Origin of the sequence: Streptomyces sp. NPDC053431, from assembly GCF_044544925.1 — a bacterium.
GTDB lineage: Bacteria > Actinomycetota > Actinomycetes > Streptomycetales > Streptomycetaceae > Streptomyces.
The window spans coordinates 1-23,039 of record NZ_JBITXX010000011.1; the positions used below are offsets into that span (position 1 = coordinate 1).

Here is a 23,039-nt window from a genome sequence, read left to right on the forward strand (position 1 = left end):
ACCTCGGCAACGCCACCGGCCACCCCTCCTTCGTCATGTCCAACTCCTTCGCCGACCAGACCCTCGCCCAGATCGAACTCTTCACCAAGCCCGAGCAGTACCCGACCGACGTCTACGTGCTCCCCAAGCACCTCGACGAGAAGGTCGCCCGCCTCCACCTCGACGCCCTCGGCGTCAAACTCACCACCCTCCGCCCCGAACAGGCCGACTACATCGGCGTCCCCGTCGACGGCCCCTACAAGCCCGACCACTACCGCTACTGATGTGTACCGACGACGTTCGTGACCCCTGGCTGCCGGACCGGCTCCTCAGGACGGAGCGGGACCTGCTGATGCCGCTGCTGCGGCGTACGCCCGAGGAGGCGTACGAGCTCCGCACCGCGTGCCCCGGCTGGACGGTCCGGCAGGTGATCGCCCACTGCGGCGCGGCGCTCGTGCGGATCGTCGAGGGGCGGCTGGAGGAGGGCGTGTTCCTGCCCGAGTCCAACGCCTGCGACGTGGCCGAGCGCGCGGACTGGCCGCTCGACCGGATCCTGGACGAGCTGGAGCGCGGCTTCACGGAGGCGGGGCCGGTCATCGCCGCGCACGAGGACGGCCGGCTCGACGCGGTCGCGCTCGGCGAGTGGGTGCACGCCGGGGACGTACGGGAGGCCATCGGCGAGCCCGGCGCGTACTGCGGTGACGCCCTCGACCTGGCGCTTCCGCTGCTCTCCGTCACCAGCCGCAGGCGGGAGACCCCGCGCCTGGTCGGCGTCCTGGCGGACCGGGCCGCCGAGGTCGACCTCGGCAACGAGATCGAGGGCCGGCCCCCGGCCCGTTTCCGCGGCGACGCCGCCACCCTGATACGCATCTACGCGGGCCGCCCGCTGGTCCGCACCCGCTACGAACTGACGGGTGCGACAGAACAGGAACTGCTCATCTACCGCTGAGGGCGGCGGGCCCCGGTCCCGGGACCGGGGCCCTCCCCTTTCATCCACCCAGAGGACCCCTATGCCCACGCTCGACCGGCTCCTCCGTGCCCAAGCCGAGGCGCGGCCCGACGACCCCGCGGTCGTCTTCGAGGACGACGTCCTCACGTTCCGCGAGCTCCACGAAGGCGCCGCCGTCCTCGCCGGCTACCTCCGTGTCCTCGGCGTCGTCGCCGACCAGCGCGTCGGCGTCCATGTCGAACCCTCGCTGGAGCTGATGATCGGCACCTGGGGTGTGGTGCTGTCCGGCGGCGCCTACGTGCCGCTCTCCCCGGAGTACCCCGAGGAGCGTCTGCGCTACATGATCGAGGACAGCGGCGCCCGGATCGTCTTCACCCAGGAGCGCTTCCGCGAGCGCGTCACCGAGCTCGCCCCGCCCGGCACCACCGTCGTGACCCTGAAGGACGCCGTCCAGCACGCCTGGCGCACCGCCGGCGAGGAACGGACCGTGGGGGGCGCGGAGGCGGCGGCCGGGCCGGGAGCGGAGGCGGGCGCGGCGCCGGAGCCGGGGCAGCTCGCGTACGTGATCTACACCTCCGGCTCCACCGGCCGTCCCAAGGGCGTCATGGTCGAGCACCGCTCGATCGTCGCCCAGATGCGCTGGATGGGCGCGGAGCATCACCTCGGGCCGGACGCCGTGGTCGTGCAGAAGACCCCGATGAGCTTCGACGCCGCCCAGTGGGAGATCCTCGCCCCGGCCGTCGGCGCCCGGGTCGCCATGGGCCCGCCCGGGGTCTATCGCGATCCGGAGGGACTGATCGACACCGTGCGGCGGCACGGCGCGACCATGCTGCAGTGCGTGCCGACCCTCCTGCAGGCCCTCGTCGACTCCGAGCGCCTGGGCAGCTGCACGAGCCTGCGCAGGGTCTACTCGGGCGGCGAGATCCTCTCCCGCCACCTCGCCGTCCAGCTGCTCGCCGAGCTGCCGGACGCCGAGCTGATCAACCTGTACGGGCCCACCGAGTGCACGATCAACGCGTCCTCGCACGTCGTCGACCGGGCCACGGTCGCCGAGGGGCCGGCCGCGATACCCATCGGCAGACCGGCGTACGGGACGACGTTCCACATACGCGACGGCGAGCTGTGCATCGGCGGGATCCAGGTGGCGCGGGGGTACCTGGACCGGCAGGAGCTCACGGCCGAGAAGTTCGTCACGGGCGAGGACGGCGAGCGGCTCTACCGCACCGGCGATCTCGCGACGTTCGACGAGGACGGCACGGTGCAGTTCGCGGGCCGCGCCGACAACCAGATCAAGCTGCGCGGCTTCCGCGTCGAGCTCGACGAGATCGCGCTCGCCATCGAGAACCACGACTGGGTCAGGAACGCCGCCGTCATCGTCAGGAACGAGCCCCGCACCGGCTTCCAGAACCTGGTCGCCTGCGTCGAGCTCTCCCCGAAGGAAGCCGCCCTGATGGACCAGGGCAATCACGGCGCCCACCACCAGTCCAAGGAGTCCAAGCTCCAGGTCAAGGCGCAGCTGTCCGACGCGGGCACCGTCGACGCCGCCGAGCTGGCCGGACGCCCGGTCGTCGAGCTGCCGGGCCGCACCCCCACCGAGCGGATGCGCCGCACCGTCTTCGCCCGCAAGACCTACCGCTTCTACGAGGGCGGGCCGGTGACCAGGGCCGACGTGCTCACCGCGCTCGCCCGCCGTCCCGAGGGCATCGGCTCCCGCGCGATCGGCACGCTGACCGCCGCCGACCTCGGCGAGATCCTGCGCTGGTTCGGGCAGTTCCGGAGCGAGGAGCGGCTGCTCCCGAAGTACGGCTACGCCTCGCCGGGGGCGCTGTACGCGACCCAGCTGTACGTGGAGGTGCGCGGCGTCGCGGGCCTGGAGCCGGGCACGTACTACTACCACCCGGTGCACCACCAGCTGCACCTGACGGAGGCCGGTTCGGCGGACGGCGATCCGCTGGTCCGCTTCGCCTTCCGGGGCAAGTGGGCGGCGATCGAGCCGATCTACAAGAACAACATCCGCGAGGTCCTGGAGATCGAGACCGGCCACATGGTGGGCCTCTTCGAGGAGATCCTGCCGCCGCTGGGCCTGGACATCCGCCCGGTGCGCGGCGGCGGTCCCGAGCACGCGGCGGAGCTGGCCGTCTTCGCCCTCGCTCCGTACGACGAGGAGTCGGTGACCGGTCCCGACGTGGACCTGTACGTGCAGGCGCATCCCGGGCGGATCGCGGACCTGGAGGCGGGCCAGTACGCGTACGAGAACGGCGGGCTGACCCGGGTGGCCGACGGCCGGGTGGAGAAGAAGCACGTCATCGCGATCAACCAGGCGGTGTACGACCGGGCCTCGTTCGGCGTCACCGTCGTCGCCCGCCCGAAGGCGGCCTGGCGCTCGTACATCGACCTCGGCCGCGCCCTGCAGCGGCTCCAACTCGGCGAGCACGGCCTCGGCTTCATGTCCTCCGGCTACAGCTCGGCGTCCGGCAACCCGCTGCCCGCCGCCCGCCGCATGGACGAGGTCCTGGCGGCGGCCGGCCGGCCGGGCGGGCCCTCGTACTTCTTCGTCGGCGGCCGGGTGAGCGAGGAGCAGCGGCTCAGCGAGGGCATGTACGAGGACACCGTCCACATGAAGGGTCCCGCGGAGATGATCCGCGACGACCTCGTCCACCACCTGCCGGACTACATGATCCCCAACCGGGTGGTGGTCCTGGACCGGCTGCCGCTGTCCGCCAACGGCAAGGTCGACACCAAGGCGCTCGCCGAGCTCGCCGTCGTCAACGCCGGCCTCCACGGACGTCCGCACGTCCGGCCGCGTACCCGCACGGAGGCGCGGCTCGCGGAGATCTGGGCGGCGGCGCTCAAGTACGAGGAGGTCGAGGCGGTCTCCGTCCAGGACGACTTCTTCGAGTCGGGCGGCAACTCGCTGATCGCGGTCGCGCTCATCACCAGGATCAACCGTGAGTTCGCCGGGGAGGACGGGATCTCGCTGCCCCTCCAGATCCTCTTCGAGTGCCCCACCGTCGAGAAGCTCGCCCACCGCCTCGACGGTGCCGCCGCGACCCCCGCCTCCCGGCTGGTCCGGCTGCACGCGGACGGCGACCGGTCGCCGGTCTACTGCTGGCCGGGCCTCGGCGGCTACACGATGAACCTGCGCTTCCTGGCGGAGGAGGTGGGCATCGACCGCCCGTTCTACGGGGTGCAGGCGCACGGCATCAACCGCGGCGAGACCCCGTACGACACCATCCGCGAGATGGCCGCCGCCGACGTCGCCGCCCTCCGCAGGCGCCAGCCCGCCGGTCCGTACACCCTGTGGGGCTACTCCTTCGGCGCCCGGGTCGCCTTCGAGTCCGCGCACCTCCTGGAGGCGGCGGGGGAGCAGGTCGAGCACCTGTTCCTGATCGCGCCGGGGTCGCCGAAGGTGCGGGCCGAGTCGGCGGCCGGCGGCGCCTCGTACGCGAACCCCGGCTTCACCCAGATCCTGTACTCGGTCTTCGCGGGCGCGCTCGCGGACGTCCCGGCGACGGACGCCGAGAGCTTCGCGGCGTTCGTCACGGAGCGGTTCCCGGCGCTCGATCCGGAGCTGGTCGCCCGGATCATCGCGATCGTCGAGAAGACCTTCGACTTCACCTACACGTTCCAGGAGTTGACCGAGCGTCAGGTGTCCTGCCCGGTCACGATCTTCAAGGCGCGGGGCGACGACTACTCCTTCCTGGAGGGCACGAGCGGCTGGTCGACGCGCCCGCCGACGGTCGTGGAACTCGACGCCGACCACTACAGCCTGCTGCGGTCGCCCGACCTGAAGGAGCTCGTGAAGAAGATCCGTTACCGGCTGGGCCGGTAACGGAACCGCCCGCCGGGGACCGCCCGCCCGGGACCGCCCGCCGGGAACCGCCCGCCCGGGACCGGTCGGCCCGGACCGGTCGGCACCGGCGGGCCCGGGACCGCCCGGGACCGGCGGCCGGGGCGGGAAGGTCGTTCGTTCGTTCGGCCGCCGTGGTGGTGCGGGGCGGGGGCCCGGCTGGTGTCCTGGTCGGGACCCTCGCCCACGCACGTACGGGAGCAGCAGCATGGCCGTCGTCGTCACCGTCGAGATCCCCGGCGGCACCCAGGAGATGTACGAGCGCACCAACGACCGGATCACCTCCGCGTCCTGGTTCCCGCCGCCGGGCTTCATCGCCCACTCCGCGGGTCCCGACGGCACCGGCGGCTGGCGGGTGATCGACTTCTGGGAGTCGGAGGAGGCCTTCCAGGCCTTTCTGCGGCTGGCGGTGCCGATCTTCCAGGAGGCCGGTATGCCGCCGGTCGTGCCGAAGATCTCCCCGCTGTCGAACGTCGTCGTGCCGTGATCGGGCGTCCCGTAGTGGCCGGCCGGTCGCCCGTGCCGTAATTGCGTTGCGGGCGGACGGGCCCCGGCGGGACGCTGCACGGCATGACTGCCGACCGCACCCCCGATCTGTTCAGCGCTGACGGGCGCCTCAAGGCGATCCCACGCCGGCCCGCCCGCCGGGCCGCCCTCCTCGACCACCTCGCCGCCACCCTGTTCGAGCCGGCCCGCGTCTACAGCGAGCGCGAGGTCAACGAGGCCCTGAAGACCGTCCACGAGGACTTCCCGGCCCTGCGCCGCTACCTCGTGATCGGCGGCCAGCTGGCCCGTACGAAGGACGGCTCGGCCTACCGGCGACAGCCCGGCGTCCCCGCAGGAGCGACCCCCGCCGTCGCGTGATCGCCGCGGCGGTGGCCGGCCTGCTGGCCGGCTACGGCATCGCGATCCCCGTGGGCGCGGTCGGCGCCTACCTGGTGGCCGTCACGGCCCGGACCGGCTGGCGCACGGGCGCCGGCGCAGCCCTCGGCGTCGCCACTGCGGACGGCGTCTACGCCCTCCTCGCGGTCGCGGGGGGCTCGGCCCTCGTCCCGCTCCTCACTCCGGTGACGACCCCCCTGCGCTGGGCCTCCGCGGTGGTCCTGCTGGTCCTCGCCGCCCGCTCCGGCCTCACGGCCGTCCGCGCCTACCGCGCCGGGGCCCTCGCCTCCCGCGACGACGGCGCGACGACCCTGACCCCGGCCCGCGCCTACGCGACCTTCCTGGGCATCACGATCCTCAACCCCATGACGGTGATCTACTTCGCCGCCCTGATCCTCGCCACCGGCCCCGACGCCCCCGCCTCGGTCCCGGAACGCACCGCCTTCGTGCTGGCCGCCCTCGCCGCCTCGGCCAGCTGGCAACTCCTCCTGACCACCGGCGGCACCCTCCTCGGCCGCACCCTCACGGGCCCCCGAGGCCGCCTGGCCACGGCCCTGACGTCGAGCACCCTGATCGTGGTCCTCGCGGTGCGGCTGGTGGGGTGAGGGGTCAGCGGGTGTCGAGCCGGAGCAGGGAGACGTCCGGCCGCACCTTGGCGACGGCGTCGAAGTCGTCGTCCACGTGGATCAGCGTCATCCGGTGCTGCCGCGCCGTCAGCGCGATCAGGATGTCCATGGGGGACGGGCCGCGATGATGCCCGATCCGGACCAGGTCACGCTGGACCGCGATGATCTCCGGCCATGGATCGTCCATGGCCGGAACCCAGGCGAAGGTCTGACTCAGCATCGTCAGGAAGGGCTCGACGTCACGGTCGGAGCGCAGAGCGGGCATCAGCTCGGCCTCCACGGGAGGACAGAGGGAGACCTGCCCCCGAGCCACCCGCTCCGGCCAGGGCGTGCCGACCTGCCGACGGAGGATGCGCCATACCGCCGAGGTGTCGGCGAGGTAGTTCATCGGCCGGACCGCTCCTGCTCCTCCAGGAAGTCGAAGTCGAGGAAGTCCTCGGCGTTGTCCTGGAGCCACTGGAGCGCCCGGGCGCGGTCATCCGCGCTGATCGCCGCCGCTATGGTGAGCGCCCGGTTGATGGTGTCGCGCTTCGTCCTGGTGCCGAGCTGGCGCTGCGCGAAGGCGAGCATCTCGTCGTCGATGTCGACCAGCGTCTTGGACATGGCGGCCTCCGGCGGGCTGGCGGGCGGGATATATCCGACCGCCACGAGTATATCCGGAGCGGCCGCCTCGCTCCCGGCTCGTCCCCACCGCCGCTCGGGTGAAGGCCCGGACCGGTCCGTCCCCCGTCCCGGCCTTCCTCTCGTCGCGCACGCGGTCGCCGGGGTCAGCGCAGCTGGCCGGCCGCCCAGTGGGCCCACTCCCGGCGCATCGCGTTGAAGCGCAGGCCGTACTCCAGGGCGATCCGGCCGTGCACCGACAGGCGGTCGTCGCCCCAGTCGATCGAGGCCTCCAGGTGGCGCAGGTGCTCGTACTCCTGCTCGGAGAGGTCCTCGAGTTCGGTCAGATAGCCCCGGGCCTGCTCGGGGGTGAGGACTCCCAGGAAGAACACCCGCAGCAGGACGTCGCTGCGGGTGTTGCGCTGCGGCTTGGTCTCGGTCAGCCAGTGCCGCAGCTCGGCCAGTCCTTCGTCGGTCAGCGCGTACTCCTTGCGGCCCCGGGGGCCCTCGGCCGATACGCCGATCAGTCCGGCCGCCGCCAGCTTGGACAGCTCCGTGTACATCTGGCTCTGGGTGGCGGGCCACACGTTGGCCAGGGAGGTCTCGAAGCGCTTCAGCAGGTCGTAGCCGCTGGCCGGGCGCTCTGACAGGAGTCCGAGGAGGGCGTGTCGAAGGCTCATGACCCTCACTCTACCTTCCATGCTTGACATGTCATTTCTGGAAGGTCTACTTTCGACATGTCACAACAGGAATGTGGTTCGGCGGACGACCGGCGGACCGACCGACCGACACTGACCGGGGGCCTTTCGATGTCGTACCTGCGCACCTTCCTGCCGTGGATCGTCTTCGCGGTGATTCCGTCCGCCCAGTGGCAGTGGGGCGCGCTGGCCGCGCTGGTCGTCGCGGTGGCGATCACCGCACAGCAGCGCCGCGAGGGAGCCGGCTTCGACGCGCTGATCATCGAGATCGGCTCGGCGGCCTTCTTCGCGGTCCTGGCCGCCATCGCCTTCGCCGACCCCGGCTCGGGCGTGCACGCCTACTCGGCCGCCCTCTCCTCGGGCGTCCTCGCCCTGGTCGCCGGGGTCTCGCTGCTCCTGCGCAAGCCCTTCACCCTGGGCATCGCCAAGCGCGGCACCCCCCGCGAGGTCTGGGGGCTGCGGCCCTTCGTCCGGGCCAACACCGTCATCAGCTCCGTGTGGGCGGGGGCCTTCGCGCTGACCGCCGCCGCCCTCGCGCTGCTCGCCCACGCCGGTCAGGGCCACTCCACCGCGGCCACGCTCGTCCAGGCCGCCGGCTTCGTCCTCCCGATGCTCTTCACCACCCGCTACGTCGCCGCCATGCAGGCCAAGGCGGGCGCCCGATGAGCACCGACGCCCACACCCCCGGCGGCACCGCCGGCAGCGTCCCCCGCCACCTCTCGGGCAACTACGCGCCGGTCGCCGAAGAGCTGACCGCGCACGACCTGCCCGTCACCGGGCGGATCCCGGACACCCTGAACGGCTGGTACCTGCGCAACGGCCCCAACCCGGCCGACGCCGCCTCCGGCCACTGGTTCTTCGGCGACGGCATGGTCCACGGCGTCCGCCTGGAGGGCGGCCGGGCCGTCGCCTACCGCAACCGCTGGGTGCGCACCACGCGCCTCACCGACGGCGCCCGCATGTACGACGAGCAGGGCCGCCGCGACCTCACCGCGGGCCCGGCCAACACCCACGTGATCCGGCACGCCGGCCGCACGCTCGCCCTCGTCGAGACGGCCCTGCCCTACGAACTCGCCCCGGACCTCGGCACCGTCGGCCCGTACGACTTCGGCGGCCGGCTGACCACCGCGATGTCCGCGCACCCCAAGGCCTGCCCGGTGACCGGGGAGCTGCACTTCTTCGGCTACGGCATCGTGAGCGCGCCCTACCTCACCTATCACCGGGCCGACGCCGCCGGCGAGCTGACCGTCAGCCGCCCCGTCGAGGTGCCCGGGCCGACGATGGCGCACGACTTCGGCCTCACCGCCGCGTACGTGGTCTTCATGGACCTGCCGGTGGTCTTCGACGCCGCCCTGCTCGGCGCCGGCATGCCCTACCGCTGGGACGACGGCTACGGGGCGCGCCTGGGGCTGCTGCGCCGCGACGACCCGCACGGCAGGGTCCGCTGGTTCGACGTCGACCCCTGCTACGTCTTCCACCTCCTCAACGCGTACGACGCGCCGGACGGGACGGTCGTCGTGCACGTCATGCGCTACCCCGAGCTGTGGCGGCGCCACGAGGACGGGTCCGTGGACGGCGGCCGCGAGGCCGTGCTCTGGAAGTGGACCCTCGACCCGGCCACCGGGACCGTCCGGGAGGAGCAGTGCGACGACCGGCCGGGGGAGTTCCCCCGGGTCGACGACCGGCTGACCGGCCTCCAGGCCGACTTCGGGCACGTGACCAGCGGGAACTCACTGGTCCGCTACGACCTGCGGACCGGGGCGGCGACGGCCCACGACTTCGGGCCGGGCCGCACGCCCGGCGAGGCGGTGCTCGCCCCGGCCGACGGGGCGGCCGGCGGGCCGGGCTGGCTGGTGACGTACGTCCACGACGCCGCCACCGGCCGCAGCGACCTGGCCGTGCTCGACGCGGCCGACCTCGCCGCCGATCCGGTCGCCCTCGTCCACCTGCCGGCCCGGGTCCCGTACGGCTTCCACGGCAGCTGGCTGCCGGACGCGGCCTGAGGGTGCCTCGGTGATCTGACGTGTCGGTGCGTCGGTGCGTCGGTGCCTCGGTGCGTCGGGTGCCTCCGTACCTCGCCGGTCACGTCGGCCCCGTCGGCCCCGTCGGCCCCGTCGGCCCCGCCGGTCCGGCCGGCGGTCGGGGCGGGCCGGCCGCTAGCCTCCCGCCGGGACGACGTTCTGGTTGTGGTGGAACACGTTGTCCGGGTCGTACGTCCGCTTCACCTCGGCCAGCCGGTCGTAGTGTCCGCGGTACGTGGACCGGACGCGTTCCCCGCCCTCGTCCGCGCCGAGGAAGTTGACGTACCCGCCGCCCATCGAGTGCGGGTGCAGGGCCTCCCAGTAGTCCACGGCCCACGTGCGGATCCTTTCCGCGTCGGCCGCCTCCGTGCTGATGCCGGCGATCACTCCGGACCAGACCGCGTCGCGGTAGGCCCACGCCGTGTCCATCGGGCCCAGGCGGTGCGCCGCGCCGTCCACGGGATACAGGTGCATCGTCGACAGCGCGGTCGGGATGTTCTCCAGGAAGACGCGGTGGACGTCGATCGAGCCGTCCGTGATCCGGTCGAAGAAGTCGCCGCGCCAGTACCACTGCAGCCCCTTCGGGATCAGCTCGTCGAACATCGTCTGGATCGCCGGGTACGGCACCGGCATCGCGAAGTGGAAGGCGGGGCGGGCCGGTTCGGCGACCGGGGCGAAGGTCTTCGCCAGGCTCTCCTCGTCCGTCGCGCCCGTGGAGCACCACACCACGCCGCACATCCGCCTGCCGTGGATCTCCTCGGGGAACGGCGGCCCGGGGGCGACCCGCAGGATGGCGAAGAAGCCGTTGAGGTCCTCCGCCGCGGCGGGCAGGAAGTCCCGGTACCAGCGCAGCACCTCGCCGATGTGCTCCGGCTCCCACAGGGTGACGCCGAGCCCGACGTCGCCCACCGGGTGCAGGGCGAACCGGAACGAGGTCACCACCCCGAAGTTGCCGCCGCCGCCGCGCAACGCCCAGAAGAGGTCCGGGTGTTCGTCCGCCGAGGCGGTGACCGTCGAGCCGTCCGCGAGGACGACGTCGGCCGCGAGCAGGCTGTCGACGGTCAGTCCGTAGGCGCGGGTCAGATGCCCGTGCCCGCCGCCCAGGGTCAGCCCGCCCACCCCGGTCGTCGACATGACGCCGGCGGGGACGGCGAGCCCGTGGCCGTGCGCCTCGTGGTCCAGGTCGCCGAGCTGGCTGCCGCCGCCCACCAGGGCGGTCCGGGCCGCGGGATCCACCCGCACCCAGCGCATGCCCGACAGGTCGATCATCAGCGAGCCGTCGACCAGGCACAGACCGCCGCCGCTGTGCCCGCCGCCGCGCACCGCCAGGTCCATGCCGGTGTCCCGGGCGAACCGCACCGCCGCCCGTACGTCCGTCGAGTCCGCGCACCGCGCGATGACCGCGGGCCGCCGGTCGATCATCGCGTTGTAGATCTTCCGCGACTCGTCGTATCCCGTGTCCTCGGGGCCGAGGACCTCGCCGCGCAGCAGCTCGCGCAGCGTCTCCACAGCTGTGCCGCCCATGACCGTCCTCCAGTGATCCCCCCGGTCGAAGACGGCCGCGCTAAGGACCCGCCCGGGCCCACCACCAGTGTGCTCCCCGGCGCGGCACCCCGCCTCCCGGGCGGGGACGTCGGCATCCCCGCGTCCGTGAGCGACGGCGACGGCGGCGAGGTCGGTACGTTCGAGGTGCGGGCCTCGGCCCGCGGCCGGCTCCGCCGGCGTGCCTCGCCGGCTACCTCGTGGGCCGGACCGCCTGGCCGCACTCGGCGGCCCCCGACGCCCCGGCGGGCGCCGTGCAGGGCCGCACCGTCGACATCCCGGTCACGGACGTGCTGTCGGTGACCCCGGTCGCCGACTGCGGGAGCTCATGACGGCCCCGGTCGACCGCCACGCCATGACGGCCAGCAACGACCGCGCCGACAGCAGCGACCCGACGCTGAGGAACGAGCCGACGGACCCGATCGAGAACGCGGAGCCGACGGACCCGATGGACATGAAGGACCCGACGGACCCGATCGACAGGAACGAGTCCTTGGACCACAGGGAGAGGAACGACCCGGAACCGCTGTTGCGTCGCATGATCCGATCGTACGTGGCGGAGGCCCGCCCGGCGGGGTGTCCGCCGGACGGGCCTCGGTGGTGCCGGAGCGCCTGCGGGACTACTTCAGGGCGGCGAGCGCGGCCTCGTAGTTCGGCTCCTCGGAGATCTCGTTGACGAGCTCCGTGTGGAGGACCTTGTCGTCCTCGTCGAGGACGACGACGGCGCGGGCGGTCAGACCGGCCAGCGGGCCGTCGGCGATCGCGACGCCGTAGGCGGTGTGGAAGTCACGGCCGCGCAGGGTGGAGAGGTTCTGCACGTTCTCCAGGCCCTCCGCGCCGCAGAAGCGGGCCTGGGCGAAGGGCAGGTCCGCCGAGATGCACAGCACGACGGTGTTCTCCAGGTCGGCGGCCTTCGCGTTGAAGGCGCGCACCGAGGAGGCGCACGTCGGGGTGTCGACGCTCGGGAAGATGTTGAGGACCTTGCGCAGGCCCGCGAAGTCCTTCAGCGACTTGTCCGCGAGACCCTCGCCGACCAGGGTGAACTCGGGGGCCTGGCTGCCCTGCGCGGGGAGGCTGCCGTCGACCGTTACGGGGTTGCCCTTGAGCGCGACCTGCGCCATGAGGAATCTCCTTCGAGTGGTGATCGTGCTGTCGTCAGCTGAGTCAGCCGCCGACGGCCCCGATCGTATTCCGTCGCCCCGGCCGGACGCGGCCGCGTCCGGCTGACCAGGTCCTGTCGTCAGACTCCCGTCGTTGCCCGGATCGCGGGGCAGGCGGGAGTTCGACGACAGGGCCTACGCGGGGCGGGCGCTGCGCAGCGCGGCCACCGTGGCGGCCAGGGCGGGGTCGGCGCCGTGGGAGTTCAGCGCGCCGGAGAGGACTTCCGCGTAGGTCGCGCGGGCGGCCAGGTAGCGGCTGCGGCCCTCGTCCGTGATCACCGCGTAGACCCCGCGCTTGTCCTCCGGGCACAGGTCCTTGAAGGCGTAACCAGCACCTTTGAGGCGCTCGACGAGCCGCGTGACGGACGACTGCCCGAGCCCGATGCTGTCGGCCAGCTCCTGCATCCGCAGCTCACCGGGCGGGGCGGCGGCGAGGTTCTCCAGCGCCCGGTACTCCGAGAGGCCGATGCCGTGCCGGCGCTGCAGGGCGGTGGCGAGCTCCCGCTCGACGCGCGTGTGCAGGGTGAGGACGCGGTCCCAGACGGCCTGGTCGGAGGTGGCGGCGGGAGGTGTCGTCGCGGCGTCGGTCATATGCCTCTCCTCTGGCGGTGATTGACAACAGGTTATATGACCATGCAAGATCCTGGCCATCTCCACCCCTGCGCTCCACGGCTCTTCATGCCCTTCTGATGCTTGCACGGACAAACAACAAAGGAGCTCGTAGTGTCTGCCGACCCGACACAGCAGAACCAGAACATCGGCTGGGCCTGGCTGCTGTTCTCCTCGCTCTTCGAGATCACCTTCGCGCTGTCCACCGAGGCGACCCACGCCTTCACCCGGCTCGGACCCTCGCTGCTCACCGCCGTGGCCGCGGCCGTCGGCATCTACACGCTGTCGCAGGCCCTCAAGTACCTCGACGTCGGCGTCGGATACACGGTCTGGGCCGGCATCGGCGGCGTGGGCACCGTCGTCTTCGGCACCCTGATCTACGACGAGCCGATGACGGTCTGGAAGGTGATCGCCTTCGTGCTGATCATCGGCGGCGGCACCAGCCTGCGCATCACCGACAAGATCGCCGCCGACCGGAAGGCCAGGGCCTCCGCCGTCGCCCCGGCGGCCACCGGCCCCGCCGCCGAAGCCCGCCCCACGCCCACCGGCCCCCGGCTCACGTCCTGACCGCCGGCTTTCCCCGGCGCCGTCCGCTCGGCCCGCGCACCCTCCCTACCCGCCTGCCCGCCTACCCGCAGAGAGAGCTGTTTCCCATGACCTGGGTGTACCTCGGCATCGCCATCGTCTTCGAGATCCTCTTCGCGCTCGGCACCAACGCCACCAAGGGCTTCACCCGGCTGTGGCCCAGCGTCCTGACCCTGCTCGCCGCCGCCGGCGGCATCTACGCCCTGTCCCGCGCCCTGCTCGACCTGGACCTCTCGGTCGGCTACACCCTCTGGACCGGCATCGGCGGCGTCGGCACCGTCGCCTTCGGCGCGCTCCTCTTCAAGGAGCGGATCACCCTCGCCCGCCTGCTCTCCTTCGCGTCCATCATCGGCGGCGCGGTCATCCTGCGCCTGACCTCGGTCTGAGGGCGCCGGGCCACGTGACTACCCTCGCCGCATGGAGATCGGCTGGACGTCGGAGTACCGGCGCCTGATGGGCGGCCACCGCCACGAGGTCCTCGACCCGGAGGCCGTGCGGCGGTACGGCAACCCACTGGCGCGGCGGCTGACGGAGGCGGACGTGCGCGAGGCGGAGAGCGACCTCGGGATCACCTTCCCGGCCGAGTACCGCGAGCATCTCCTGCGGCACGGCGACGGCGGCAACGCGTTCCGCCCACTGTGGCGGAGCCCGCGGGGCTGGTGCTGGTACGGCGACGCCGACACCAACTACGACCTGCTCACCGAGCCGTTCCCGCACCCCGACACGTATCGCGCGTACGAGGACGAACTGGACGAGCGCGAGCCGCCGCGGGAGGACGCGGAGGCGTGGGAGGCCTGGGACGCCGAGTGCGGGGTCCTGCAGGAGTGGAAGACGGCCGGCGCCGTCCACATCAGGGAGGGCGGCTGCGGATTCGGCACCCTGCTCGTGGTCACGGGGCCGCACCGCGGCGAGATGTGGTTCGACGGCCGGGCCACCTGTGACCGCATCCTCCCCTTGAGACTGGGCGGCCGACCCGTGTCCTTCGCGGACTGGGTCGGCCAGGGCATGAACATGGTCCCCTGGTGAGGAGCCCGGGCCGGGCGGGCGCGGAAGACGGTCCCGCCCGGGGCGGTTCGGGGTCGGTTCGGGGCCACCACGACGATGCAGATGTTCTGCTGGTCGCATTCCGCCCGGCGATCTCGTCCCGTGACCGGTAGCGCCTTACGAGGTCGGACCGGTGGTGCCCGCTCAGTCGATGTGCACGATCTGGAACGCCTCCGCCATCCGGCCCGGCGGCAGGCCACCCGCCGTGGCGTGTTCGCCCAGCCACTCGCGCAGCAGGCCCGCCAGGTCGTCGAAGTGGGCGGTCTGCGAGGTGTGGATGCGCAGGGCCTCGACCTTGCGGTCGAAGACCGGGGTCACGTCCACGTACTGGTTCGGGGTGGGGCCGGTCATCAGCCACAGCTCGTGGACGATCCAGGGCTCCAGGCCCTCGTCCTTGAGGAGTTCGGGGTGGGCGAAGGGGTTGCGGGCCTCGGGGTAGATCGCGCGCAGGCAGGCGTCGCCGACGGCCCGGTGGTCCGGGTGGAGGTCGGCGACGCGGGCCCAGTTGATCTCGGGGGAGGGGATGATGGCCCGCTGCGGCCGGACCTGGCGGATGATCCGGCACAGGTCGCGGCGCAGCTCGACGGAGGCCTCGACGAAGCTGTCGGGGTAGCCGAGGAAGCGCACGTCGGCGACGCCGCTGAGCTTGGCCGAGTGGACCTGTTCGGCACGGCGCAGGTCCGCCATCGCCTGGCGGGGGAGCGCCTCGTCGTAACCGCCGGCGCCGCCGTCGGTGACGATGCAGTACGTGACGCGGGTGCCGCGCTCGATCCACTGCATGACCGTGCCGCTCACACAGAACTCGATGTCGTCCGGATGCGCCGCCACCACCAGCAGGGACTCGGGTGCCGAACGGACCGTCAGGTCGGGTGCGAAGTCCTCCATGGGGCCAGCCTGTTGGCCGGGCGGGGGCGTCGCAAGGCCAACCCGTGGCGTGAACCGGACATGGCACTTACGCGCCATTCAAAAAGTTGGTACATTCAAATCATTGGGTTGACCGTGAAGATTGACCCGGCTTGGCACGGCCCGGTCGGCCAGGCCCGGTCGGCCAGGCCCGGCCGGCGAGCCCCGGCCCGGCCGGCCCACTCGGCCCGCTCGGCTTGCGACACGTGGACAGCGACTGCTTACGAGACCCGGAGGCGACCGGCATGTGCAGGATCCTCGGCTCCTTCGCCGCGCGCGCGGACCGTCCCGACCCGGCCGAGCTCGCGGCCGTCTCGGCCCGGCAGCGGCACGGCGGCCCCGACGAGCACCAGGTGCTCAGCGGCCCCGGCTGGTCGCTCGGCTGCGACCGGCTCGCCGTCACCGACCCCTGCGGCGGGCGCCAGCCGTACCGGCTGCCCCACCTCCCCGGGATCCTCGCCGTCCTCAACGGCGAGATCTACAACCACGCCGAGCTCCGCCGCCGGCTCGCCGCGCGCGGCCACCGCTTCCCCGACCGCTGCGACGGCACCCTGCTGCCCGCGCTCTACGCCGAGTACGGGGCCGGCTTCGCCGAGCACCTCGACGGCATGTTCGCCGTCGCCGTCCTCGACCTGCGCCCCGGCAGCGTCCGACTCGTCCTCGCCGTCGACGACATGGGCATGAAGCCGATCCACTTCCACCACGACCCGGCCGACGGGTCCACCCGGTTCGCCTCCGAGATCCCCGCCCTGCTCGCCTTCGAAGGGGTGCGGATCTCCCCGCGCGAGGACTCCCTCGACACCGTGCTCGCCACCCGTACCTCGTACTCCGCCCACACCGCCCTCGACGGCGTCGGCGTCCTCCCGCCCGGCGCCACCGCGCTCGTCCGGCCCGGCGCGGCGCCCGTCGTCCGGCGGCGCGCCCCGCACGACGCGCGGCCGCACGGCGACACCCAGGACGTGCTGCGGCACGAGGTGCGGCGACTCGCCACCGCCGACGCCCCCGTCTGCGCCGTCACCAGCGGCGGCCTCGACTCCGGGCTCGTCACCGCGCTCGCGGCCGAGCACGCGAGGGAGACGGACGCCCCGCCGCTGCACACCTTCCACCTCACCTACCGGGGCAAGTGGCCCGACTCCGAGGCCGCGTACGCCCGTTCCGTCGCCCGCCGGGCCCGGACCGTGCACCACGAGGTGGTCGTCGACCCCGTCGAGATCCCCTCGCTGCTCACCCGGACCGTGCGGCACCTCGGCCAGCCCAACGCCGACCCGATCGCCCTGTCCACGTACGCCCTGTTCCGCGCCGTCCGCGAGAACGGCTTCACCGTCGCCCTCGCCGGCGACGGCGCCGACGAACTCTTCGGCGGCTACGACCGGATGCGCGCCGCCCTCGCCGCGCCGCCCGGCGCCGACTGGGCGAGCGCCTACGCCGACGCGCTCTCCGCCGCCCCCCGGCTGCTCCGCGAGCACCTGTACACCTCCTCGTACGCCGCGTTCGTCGCGGACCGGGGCTCCGCCGCCGACCGCATCGAGCAGGAGCTGCGCTCGGCCGAGGCGGCCGGCGTCGACCGGGCCACCGCGACGAGCGCCTTCGAGACCCGCTGGCGGCTGCCCGCCTACCACCTGCGGCGCGTCGACCACCTGTCCATGGCCTGGGCCGTCGAGGCCCGGCTGCCCTTCTGCCAGCCGTCCGTCGTCGCCCACGCGCGGGCGCTGCCCGTGGCGGCGCGGCACGGCAAGCGGGCGCTCTACGACGCGGGCGCCGAGCTGCTGCCCGCCACCGTGCTCAACCGGCCCAAGCAGCCCTTCACGCTGCCGGTCGCCGCGATGATCGCCCCCGGCGGCCCGCTGCTCGACACCGTCCGCGAACTCCTCTCCCCGGCGCGCCTCGTCCTCGGCGGCAAGATCCGCGCGGACCGGGTCAACAAGCTCCTGGCCCGCCACCTGGAGCGCCCCAACCAGCACATCGCCCTGGCGCTCTGGGCGCTCGCCGTCCACGAGCTGTGGACGGAGGTCGTCCAGGGGATGCGGATCCCGGTGGGTTGTGCGGCCTGAGCCGGGGACGACCGGCGCCCCGCTCCTCACGGCCGACGCGCCGCCGACCGGCGCCCCGCTCCACGGGGCCGACGCCCCGCCCCACGGGACCGATGCCCCGCCCCACGGCGTCGACGCCGCCGTCGTACGGGCCGAGGACGCGCCCGGCCCGACGCTCGTCGTGCGGCTCGACCGCCTGCCGCCCGGCGCCCTGGCGTCGGCCGGGGAGCTGGCGCACCTGCGCCAGGCGCTCGCCCGGACCCCGTACCGGGACCTCAACAAGATCGCCGTGTACGGGCCTTCGGGGCGGCCCGCCGGCGCCGGCCTCGACTACCGCTTCGTCCAGGCCCTGCCCGACGGCCGGTTCGACTTCCGTACCGGCTGCGGGCACTCCCTCCTCGCCTGCGTCGTCGCCGAGGGGCGGGCCGGGCCCGTCGCCGTTCGCGCCCTGACGACCGGCGACACCGTCCTGTGCCGGCCCCGGGACTCCGGCGCGTACGACCTGGACTTCCTGCGCGCCCCCACCGGCCCCGGCACCCTCCCCACCGGCCGGCCCGTCGACGTCCTCGACGGCGTGCCCGTCTCGCTGGTGCGGTACGGGAACCCGTACGTCCTCGTCGACGTCCGCCACCTTCCCCTCCCCGGCCACGCCGATGCCCCTGGCTTCCCCAGCCTCCCCGGCCTCCCCGATGCCCCTGGCTTCCCCAGCCTCCCCGGCCTCCCCGATGCCCCTGGCTTCCCCGGCCTCCCCGGCCTCCCCGATGCCCCTGGCTTCGCCGGCCTCCCCGGCCTCCCGGGCACCACCGGCTTCCCCGGCCTCCCAGGCACCACCGGCGTCCCCCGCCTCCCCGATGCCCCGGCCGGCGCCGGGCTCGAAGGTCTCGAAGCGCGGCTCCTGCGGCTCCGGGCCCGCGCCGCCGTGCTTCTCGGGTATCCGCCGCACTCGCCGCTCCCCAAGATCGCCGCCTTCGCGCCCGCCGCCGACGGGCTGTTCGTGCGCGCCCTCACCGTCGGCGGCTGGCACCCGCGGCTCGCGCTCACCGGCGCCGCCGCGTTCGCCGCCGCCGGGGCGGTCGGGGGGACCGTCGTGCCCGGGCCGGTCGGCAGGATCCGCACGCCCGGCGGGACCGTCGTGGTGTCCACCGGGCCGGACCGGGTGCGGGTTCACGACAAGCGCGCCCACCTGGTGGACCGGCTGCGGCTGCCGTGGCGTGTCCACGCAACGGCGTGAACGCGCAGCCCGCGGGCCGGGCTGTCCGCCGCTTTCCTCTGCCACGCTGAACCACGACCGCCAACCCGGCTTCCCGGCACCCGAATCAGGGCCGTATCCGTGCGTATCCGTGGGGAGAGCAGACACAGATGAAATTCGAGAATCTGCGTGTCGTCGTGACCGGGGCGTCCCGCTACTTCGGCCGCGCGCTCGCCGTCGGATTCGCGCACCTCGGGGCCGAGGTCTACGTGTCGGCCCGGACCGTCGAGGCCGCCGAGCGGACCCGCGCCGAGGTCATGGGCTCGGCCCGGGACCGGATCCACGCCTTCGGCTGCGACCTGAGCCGGCCGGCCGAGATCCGGGAGTTCGCCGCCCGGGTCGGCGAACGCACCGACCGGGTCGACCTGCTGGTCAACAACGGCGCCCGCTGGCTGGACGGCATGGACCTGGAGGCGGCGAGCGACGCCCAGATCGTCGAGACGATCGAGTCGACGGCCGGCGGCACCGTCCTCATGGTGAAGCACTTCCTGCCGCTGCTCCGCGGCTCGCTGCGCCCCGACATCGTCAACATGGTCGCGGTGCGCGACGCGGAGGGCGCCTCCGCGGCGACCGCCTCCGCCGCGCACGAGGCCTTCTGGGCGGCGAAGAGCGCCCAGGCCGGATTCGCCGACATCCTGTCCCGCCGGCTGCGGCCCTCCGGCGTGCGGGTGTTCTCCCTGTTCCCGCCGGACTTCTCGACCTCCGACCCGCGGTTCGCGGAATGGGACGGCTCGAACCCCGACGGAATAGCCCCCGACGAGAAGCTCACCACCCAGGCGCTCTTCGAATGCATCGTCTACGCCGTCGAACAGCCCCGTGACTGCTTCATCCGCTCCTTCCACTTCGAACCTCGCTGACGCTCAGGAGGTCTCATGAGCACCCCCGTCTGGATCACCGCGACTCCTCCGGCCACCCACGGCGAACTGCACATCGGTCACCTCGCGGGACCGTACGTGGCCGCCGACGTGCTGACCCGCTACCTGCGCGCCGAGGGCGAACCCGTCCGGTTCACCACCGGCACCGCCGACCACGCCAGCTCCGTCGAGGTACGGGCGCGGCGTCTGGGCCGCAAGCCGGAGGAGGTCGCCGAGGGCTACCGCGCGGCGATCACCGCGGACTGGCTGCGCTCGGGAGTCGAGTTCGACCACATCGTCAAGCCGCGCAGAGACCGCGGGTACGGGCGCTGGGTGCAGGACCTCTTCAGCCGCCTCTACGCGCAGGGTGTGATCGCCCCGCGCACCCGCCTCCTGCCGTACTGCGAGCCGTGCGAGCGCTGGCTGTACGGGGCGCACGTCACCGGAACCTGCCCGCACTGCGGTGCGTCGAGCGACGGCGGCATGTGCCACGAGTGCGCGCGGCCCAACGACGGCGGCGATCTCGTCCAGCCGCGGTGCTCGCTGTGCGACACGCCCGCGCTCGCCCGGCGCTGCCGCCGGCTGTACGTGCCGCTGGAGCCGTTCCGCGACACGCTGGCCGACTACTGGGCGGCCGCCGGTCTGCCGCCGCGGCTCGCGGCGCTGTGCGAGTCGCTGGTGGAGGACGGGCTGCCGGACATCGCCGTCGGGCATCCCGCCGACTGGGGCCTGCCGGTGCCGGTCGAGGGCTTCCCGGAGCACCGGATCGACGGCTGCTTCGAGGCCGCCGCGATGCACCTGTTCGGCTACGACACCAACGGCCCGCTGCCCCGGCGCACGATCCACTTCTGCGGTTTCGGGCACGCCTTCTGCCACGCGGTGCTGCTGCCGGTGCTGCTCCTCGCGCAGGACATCAAGCTGCCGCAGGAGTTCAACGTCAACGAGTCGTACGTGGTGGAGGAGGGCGTCCGCGAGGGCAACGTGTGGGCGCTCGACCTGCTCACCGAGTACGGCTCCGACACCCTGCGCCGCCATGTCCTGCAGGCCCGGCCGACCGGCCGCCGGACGGTCTTCCAGCGGGACCGGCTGGCCGCCGCCCGGCTGGAGCTCGACGAGAACTGGAACAGCTGGCTCGGCCGGCTCTTCGCGGCCGTCCGCGAGGAGTGCGACGGGGTCGCCCCCCAGGCGCTGCCGGGCGGCACCGGCTGGGAGATCCTGGAGCGCCGGCTGCACCGGGGCGTGGACGACCTGCGCGAGGCGTACGGCCCCGACGCCTTCGACCCCCGCCGGGCGGTCGCCGTGCTGGACGAGATGGTCCGGTCGGTCGCCGACTTCGGCTACGTCAACGCCCACGAGCGCTGCAGGCCCACCACGTCCTGCCGTCATCTGCCCGCGTTGGCGGCCCAGTTGGCGGTGGCGTCCGCGCTGTCGGCCTGGTCGCGGCCGGCCATGCCGGAGGGCGCCGACCGGCTCGCGGCGGCGCTTCAGGTGCAGCCCGGCCGGCCGGTGGACTGGTCCGCCCTGATCGCCCCGCTGCCGGGGACGCGGCTCGCGCCGCCCTCCGGCCCGGTGTTCGGATTCTGAGCCGTTCCCTCCCGAGCCGCTCTCTTCTAAGCCGCTAAGAAGTCGCGTACTTCCTCACCTCATCCCCTGCCGCGTGACCGTGCGCGCGACGCGCGGGGACACGTGGCCCGCCCCACAGGAGCCCCCCGTGTCCCTGCGCGTCGCCATGCTCAGCGTCCACACCTCCCCGCTCCACCAGCCCGGAACCGGGGACGCCGGCGGGATGAACGTCTACATGGTCGAGCTGTCCCGCGCCCTGGCCGAACAGGGCGTCGAGGTCGACCTGTTCACCCGCTGTCGCGGCGAGGGCCTGCCCGGTCTCGTCGACCTGGAGCCCGGCGTCCGGGTCCGGCACCTGGCCGCGGGCCCGCGCCGGGCGCTGCCCAAGGAGGCCATGCCGGACCTGGTGGTGCCGTTCTCGCTGGCCCTGCTCAAGGAGGACCGGCGCTACGGCCTGGTGCACTCGCACTACTGGCTGTCCGGCCAGGCCGGCCGGATCGCCTCCTTCGGCTGGGGGATACCGCTGGTGCACACCGCGCACACCCTGGCCCTGGTGAAGAACGCCCACCTCGCCGAGGGCGACACCCCCGAGCCGGAGCTGCGGATCCGCGGCGAGCACCAGGTGGCCGGGGACGCCGACCGGCTGATCGCCAACACCGCCGACGAGGCGGAGGCGCTGCGTTCGCTGTACGGGGCGGACGCGGCGCGCACCGAGGTGGTGCGGCCCGGGGTGGATCTGCGGACCTTCGGCACGGGGGACGGGCGGGCGGCGGCCCGGGCCCGGCTCGGGCTGCCGGCCGACGCGTTCGTGCCGCTGTACGCGGGGCGCATCCAGCCGTTGAAGGGGCCGGACGTCCTGGTGCGGGCGGTGGCCGAGCTGCTGCGGATGGCGCCGGACCTGCGCGGCCGGCTGCTCGTGCCGGTGGTGGGCGGGCATTCGGGGGCGAGCCGGGAGGGGGTCGTCGGGCGGCTCGCGGCGGAGCTGGGGGTCGACGACGTGCTGCGGGCCTGCCCGCCGGTGCCGCAGGAGCGGCTGGCGGACTGGTACCGGGCGGCGGACGTGCTGGTGGTGCCCTCGCGCTCGGAGTCCTTCGGGCTGGTGGCCCTGGAGGCGCAGGCCTGCGGGACGCCGGTGCTCGCGGCGGCGGTGGGCGGGCTGCCGACGGCGGTGTGGGACGGGGTGTCGGGGCTGCTCGTACCGGGCCATGACCCGGTGGAGTACGCGCGCCGGCTGCTGTGGCTGGCCCGGCATCCGGAGGCGCGGGTGTCCATGGGGGAGGCGGCGGTCCGGCACGCCCGGGGGATGAGCTGGCGGGTCTCCGCCGCGCGGACGGTCGACGTCTACGAGGACGCGCTGGCGTCCCTGGAGCGGACGGTGCCGCGGGTGGGGCAAGGGCGGCGGCACGCCCCTGCCCCGGCGGCCTCTCTCTCCTGGAGGAACGAGAAGGCCGTAGCACGAGTCTAGCATCTCTTTTGGTCCGACCAAAGGTTAGGCGCGCTCCGGATTCGGTAATTCCGTTGAATCGGCGGCGCATTGACGCACTCACGCCATGGCGAGTCCACGCATCGACAATCCCTGGAATCGCCTCGGAGGCGCCGACAGAATGGAGATGTCTTCAGGGAACGCCCGGCGGCACGGGCCCCGGAAGACGGAATTGATATTCCAACTCCTGGAGGAATCATGTCCGCTGAGCAGAACTCCGGAATTCGCAGGACCGTCGGCCGGTTCGCCGTCGCCCTCGCGGCCTGTCTGGCCGTCGCGGGCGGGGCCGCCGTGGCCGCCGCCCCCGACACCGCCCCCGCCGGGGAGCAGCAGCAGCGGGCCGGCGCCACCGACGACTGGCCCTACCCGGCCCCCACCACCGCGCCGCCCGTCAACTGACGCCGACCACAAC

25 protein-coding genes are annotated in these 23,039 nt (G+C 73.3%); 17 read left to right on the forward strand and 8 right to left on the reverse strand.

Going from position 1 to position 23,039, the window contains the following annotated elements; all coding sequences use genetic code 11:
- The 6 genes from ACIGXE_RS23825 to ACIGXE_RS23850 all read left to right on the forward strand — a co-directional run.
- A partial coding sequence (locus ACIGXE_RS23825; RefSeq protein WP_399750573.1) for an adenosylhomocysteinase occupies positions 1-263 on the forward strand: 263 nt, incomplete at its 5' end.
- Positions 263-928, forward strand: coding sequence for a maleylpyruvate isomerase family mycothiol-dependent enzyme (locus tag ACIGXE_RS23830; protein ID WP_399750575.1), 666 nt, complete (start codon positions 263-265; stop codon positions 926-928). The genes ACIGXE_RS23825 and ACIGXE_RS23830, both read left to right, overlap by 1 nt.
- Before the next feature lie 61 nt (positions 929-989).
- A complete protein-coding gene (locus ACIGXE_RS23835; protein WP_399750577.1) occupies positions 990-4,760 on the forward strand; it encodes an amino acid adenylation domain-containing protein in 3,771 nt (1,256 codons plus the stop codon).
- A gap of 226 nt (positions 4,761-4,986) precedes the next feature.
- Complete coding sequence (locus tag ACIGXE_RS23840) at positions 4,987-5,265, forward strand: antibiotic biosynthesis monooxygenase (RefSeq protein WP_399750579.1); 279 nt, start codon at positions 4,987-4,989, stop codon at positions 5,263-5,265.
- 83 nt (positions 5,266-5,348) lie between these two features.
- The gene (locus tag ACIGXE_RS23845) at positions 5,349-5,642 is read left to right on the forward strand and encodes a DUF2087 domain-containing protein (RefSeq protein WP_399750581.1); all 294 of its coding nucleotides are present in this window, start codon (positions 5,349-5,351) and stop codon (positions 5,640-5,642) included.
- Entirely contained in the window at positions 5,639-6,265 is a 627-nt protein-coding gene (locus ACIGXE_RS23850; protein ID WP_399750583.1) for a LysE family translocator, read from the forward strand. The genes ACIGXE_RS23845 and ACIGXE_RS23850 overlap by 4 nt, the downstream gene beginning before the upstream one ends.
- Positions 6,266-6,269: 4 nt before the next feature.
- On the opposite strand, the gene ACIGXE_RS23855 is transcribed toward ACIGXE_RS23850, so the two are convergent.
- The 3 genes from ACIGXE_RS23855 to ACIGXE_RS23865 form a co-directional block, all read right to left on the reverse strand.
- Complete coding sequence (locus tag ACIGXE_RS23855; protein WP_399750585.1) at positions 6,270-6,674, reverse strand: PIN domain-containing protein; 405 nt, start codon at positions 6,672-6,674, stop codon at positions 6,270-6,272.
- The gene (locus tag ACIGXE_RS23860; RefSeq protein ID WP_399750587.1) at positions 6,671-6,889 is read right to left on the reverse strand and encodes a type II toxin-antitoxin system VapB family antitoxin; all 219 of its coding nucleotides are present in this window, start codon (positions 6,887-6,889) and stop codon (positions 6,671-6,673) included. Before ACIGXE_RS23860 ends, ACIGXE_RS23855 begins: the two co-directional genes overlap by 4 nt.
- 164 nt (positions 6,890-7,053) lie before the next feature.
- On the reverse strand, positions 7,054-7,566 hold the full coding sequence (locus ACIGXE_RS23865; RefSeq protein ID WP_399750589.1) for a PadR family transcriptional regulator: 513 nt from the start codon (positions 7,564-7,566) through the stop codon (positions 7,054-7,056).
- A gap of 129 nt (positions 7,567-7,695) precedes the next feature.
- Between ACIGXE_RS23865 and ACIGXE_RS23870 the strand changes: the two genes are divergently transcribed.
- Together ACIGXE_RS23870 and ACIGXE_RS23875 are read left to right on the forward strand one after the other, a co-directional pair.
- Positions 7,696-8,250: a hypothetical protein gene (locus ACIGXE_RS23870; protein ID WP_399750591.1), complete on the forward strand. Its 555-nt coding sequence runs from the start codon at positions 7,696-7,698 to the stop codon at positions 8,248-8,250.
- Positions 8,247-9,587: a carotenoid oxygenase family protein gene (locus ACIGXE_RS23875; protein ID WP_399750593.1), complete on the forward strand. Its 1,341-nt coding sequence runs from the start codon at positions 8,247-8,249 to the stop codon at positions 9,585-9,587. Before ACIGXE_RS23870 ends, ACIGXE_RS23875 begins: the two co-directional genes overlap by 4 nt.
- A 153-nt stretch (positions 9,588-9,740) precedes the next feature.
- On the opposite strand, the gene ACIGXE_RS23880 is transcribed toward ACIGXE_RS23875, so the two are convergent.
- The 4 genes from ACIGXE_RS23880 to ACIGXE_RS23895 all read right to left on the reverse strand — a co-directional run bounded on the left by ACIGXE_RS23880 (position 9,741) and on the right by ACIGXE_RS23895 (position 12,898).
- The gene (locus tag ACIGXE_RS23880; RefSeq protein ID WP_399750595.1) at positions 9,741-11,129 is read right to left on the reverse strand and encodes an FAD-binding oxidoreductase; all 1,389 of its coding nucleotides are present in this window, start codon (positions 11,127-11,129) and stop codon (positions 9,741-9,743) included.
- A 300-nt stretch (positions 11,130-11,429) separates the two neighbouring features.
- A complete protein-coding gene (locus tag ACIGXE_RS23885; protein WP_399750597.1) occupies positions 11,430-11,687 on the reverse strand; it encodes a hypothetical protein in 258 nt (85 codons plus the stop codon).
- Between the two features lie 80 nt (positions 11,688-11,767).
- Complete coding sequence (gene tpx, locus ACIGXE_RS23890; RefSeq protein WP_399750599.1) at positions 11,768-12,268, reverse strand: thiol peroxidase; 501 nt, start codon at positions 12,266-12,268, stop codon at positions 11,768-11,770.
- Positions 12,269-12,442: 174 nt separating this feature from the next.
- Positions 12,443-12,898: a MarR family winged helix-turn-helix transcriptional regulator gene (locus ACIGXE_RS23895; protein WP_399750601.1), complete on the reverse strand. Its 456-nt coding sequence runs from the start codon at positions 12,896-12,898 to the stop codon at positions 12,443-12,445.
- A 132-nt stretch (positions 12,899-13,030) separates the two neighbouring features.
- Between ACIGXE_RS23895 and ACIGXE_RS23900 the strand changes: the two genes are divergently transcribed.
- The 3 genes from ACIGXE_RS23900 to ACIGXE_RS23910 all read left to right on the forward strand — a co-directional run bounded on the left by ACIGXE_RS23900 (position 13,031) and on the right by ACIGXE_RS23910 (position 14,527).
- Positions 13,031-13,483, forward strand: a complete 453-nt coding sequence (locus tag ACIGXE_RS23900; RefSeq protein ID WP_399750603.1) for a DMT family transporter — start codon at positions 13,031-13,033, stop codon at positions 13,481-13,483.
- Between the two features lie 86 nt (positions 13,484-13,569).
- Positions 13,570-13,887: a DMT family transporter gene (locus ACIGXE_RS23905; RefSeq protein WP_399750605.1), complete on the forward strand. Its 318-nt coding sequence runs from the start codon at positions 13,570-13,572 to the stop codon at positions 13,885-13,887.
- Between the two features lie 31 nt (positions 13,888-13,918).
- A complete protein-coding gene (locus tag ACIGXE_RS23910) occupies positions 13,919-14,527 on the forward strand; it encodes an SMI1/KNR4 family protein (protein WP_399750606.1) in 609 nt (202 codons plus the stop codon).
- Between the two features lie 162 nt (positions 14,528-14,689).
- Here ACIGXE_RS23910 and ACIGXE_RS23915 read toward each other — a convergent pair whose 3' ends face one another.
- Positions 14,690-15,430: a PIG-L deacetylase family protein gene (locus tag ACIGXE_RS23915; protein ID WP_399750609.1), complete on the reverse strand. Its 741-nt coding sequence runs from the start codon at positions 15,428-15,430 to the stop codon at positions 14,690-14,692.
- A 263-nt stretch (positions 15,431-15,693) separates the two neighbouring features.
- Here ACIGXE_RS23915 and asnB point away from each other — a divergent pair, with 263 nt between their 5' ends.
- The 6 genes from asnB to ACIGXE_RS23945 all read left to right on the forward strand — a co-directional run bounded on the left by asnB (position 15,694) and on the right by ACIGXE_RS23945 (position 23,026).
- The gene (asnB, locus tag ACIGXE_RS23920) at positions 15,694-17,499 is read left to right on the forward strand and encodes an asparagine synthase (glutamine-hydrolyzing) (RefSeq protein ID WP_399750610.1); all 1,806 of its coding nucleotides are present in this window, start codon (positions 15,694-15,696) and stop codon (positions 17,497-17,499) included.
- Positions 17,489-18,709: a hypothetical protein gene (locus ACIGXE_RS23925; protein ID WP_399750612.1), complete on the forward strand. Its 1,221-nt coding sequence runs from the start codon at positions 17,489-17,491 to the stop codon at positions 18,707-18,709. The genes asnB and ACIGXE_RS23925 overlap by 11 nt, the downstream gene beginning before the upstream one ends.
- A 128-nt stretch (positions 18,710-18,837) precedes the next feature.
- Complete coding sequence (locus ACIGXE_RS23930; RefSeq protein ID WP_399750615.1) at positions 18,838-19,584, forward strand: SDR family oxidoreductase; 747 nt, start codon at positions 18,838-18,840, stop codon at positions 19,582-19,584.
- A 15-nt stretch (positions 19,585-19,599) separates the two neighbouring features.
- A complete protein-coding gene (locus ACIGXE_RS23935; RefSeq protein ID WP_399750617.1) occupies positions 19,600-21,165 on the forward strand; it encodes a class I tRNA ligase family protein in 1,566 nt (521 codons plus the stop codon).
- A 145-nt stretch (positions 21,166-21,310) separates the two neighbouring features.
- The gene (gene mshA, locus ACIGXE_RS23940; protein WP_399751065.1) at positions 21,311-22,609 is read left to right on the forward strand and encodes a D-inositol-3-phosphate glycosyltransferase; all 1,299 of its coding nucleotides are present in this window, start codon (positions 21,311-21,313) and stop codon (positions 22,607-22,609) included.
- Between the two features lie 216 nt (positions 22,610-22,825).
- Positions 22,826-23,026 carry a hypothetical protein gene (locus tag ACIGXE_RS23945; RefSeq protein ID WP_399750619.1) on the forward strand — a complete coding sequence of 67 codons (201 nt, stop codon included), beginning with the start codon at positions 22,826-22,828 and terminating at the stop codon, positions 23,024-23,026.
- Positions 23,027-23,039: the final 13 nt, after the last annotated feature.

Coding starts and splice junctions, on each gene's coding strand:
- ACIGXE_RS23830 (WP_399750575.1), top strand. CDS start 263: ATGTGTACCGACGACGTTCGTGACCCCTGGCTGCCGGACCGGCTCCTC.
- ACIGXE_RS23835 (WP_399750577.1), top strand. CDS start 990: ATGCCCACGCTCGACCGGCTCCTCCGTGCCCAAGCCGAGGCGCGGCCC.
- ACIGXE_RS23840 (WP_399750579.1), top strand. CDS start 4,987: ATGGCCGTCGTCGTCACCGTCGAGATCCCCGGCGGCACCCAGGAGATG.
- ACIGXE_RS23845 (WP_399750581.1), top strand. CDS start 5,349: ATGACTGCCGACCGCACCCCCGATCTGTTCAGCGCTGACGGGCGCCTC.
- ACIGXE_RS23855 (WP_399750585.1), bottom strand. CDS start 6,674: ATGAACTACCTCGCCGACACCTCGGCGGTATGGCGCATCCTCCGTCGG.
- ACIGXE_RS23860 (WP_399750587.1), bottom strand. CDS start 6,889: ATGTCCAAGACGCTGGTCGACATCGACGACGAGATGCTCGCCTTCGCG.
- ACIGXE_RS23865 (WP_399750589.1), bottom strand. CDS start 7,566: ATGAGCCTTCGACACGCCCTCCTCGGACTCCTGTCAGAGCGCCCGGCC.
- ACIGXE_RS23870 (WP_399750591.1), top strand. CDS start 7,696: ATGTCGTACCTGCGCACCTTCCTGCCGTGGATCGTCTTCGCGGTGATT.
- ACIGXE_RS23875 (WP_399750593.1), top strand. CDS start 8,247: ATGAGCACCGACGCCCACACCCCCGGCGGCACCGCCGGCAGCGTCCCC.
- ACIGXE_RS23880 (WP_399750595.1), bottom strand. CDS start 11,129: ATGGGCGGCACAGCTGTGGAGACGCTGCGCGAGCTGCTGCGCGGCGAG.
- ACIGXE_RS23885 (WP_399750597.1), bottom strand. CDS start 11,687: ATGCGACGCAACAGCGGTTCCGGGTCGTTCCTCTCCCTGTGGTCCAAG.
- tpx (WP_399750599.1), bottom strand. CDS start 12,268: ATGGCGCAGGTCGCGCTCAAGGGCAACCCCGTAACGGTCGACGGCAGC.
- ACIGXE_RS23895 (WP_399750601.1), bottom strand. CDS start 12,898: ATGACCGACGCCGCGACGACACCTCCCGCCGCCACCTCCGACCAGGCC.
- ACIGXE_RS23905 (WP_399750605.1), top strand. CDS start 13,570: ATGACCTGGGTGTACCTCGGCATCGCCATCGTCTTCGAGATCCTCTTC.
- ACIGXE_RS23910 (WP_399750606.1), top strand. CDS start 13,919: ATGGAGATCGGCTGGACGTCGGAGTACCGGCGCCTGATGGGCGGCCAC.
- ACIGXE_RS23915 (WP_399750609.1), bottom strand. CDS start 15,430: ATGGAGGACTTCGCACCCGACCTGACGGTCCGTTCGGCACCCGAGTCC.
- asnB (WP_399750610.1), top strand. CDS start 15,694: ATGTGCAGGATCCTCGGCTCCTTCGCCGCGCGCGCGGACCGTCCCGAC.
- ACIGXE_RS23930 (WP_399750615.1), top strand. CDS start 18,838: ATGAAATTCGAGAATCTGCGTGTCGTCGTGACCGGGGCGTCCCGCTAC.
- ACIGXE_RS23935 (WP_399750617.1), top strand. CDS start 19,600: ATGAGCACCCCCGTCTGGATCACCGCGACTCCTCCGGCCACCCACGGC.
- mshA (WP_399751065.1), top strand. CDS start 21,311: ATGCTCAGCGTCCACACCTCCCCGCTCCACCAGCCCGGAACCGGGGAC.
- ACIGXE_RS23945 (WP_399750619.1), top strand. CDS start 22,826: ATGTCCGCTGAGCAGAACTCCGGAATTCGCAGGACCGTCGGCCGGTTC.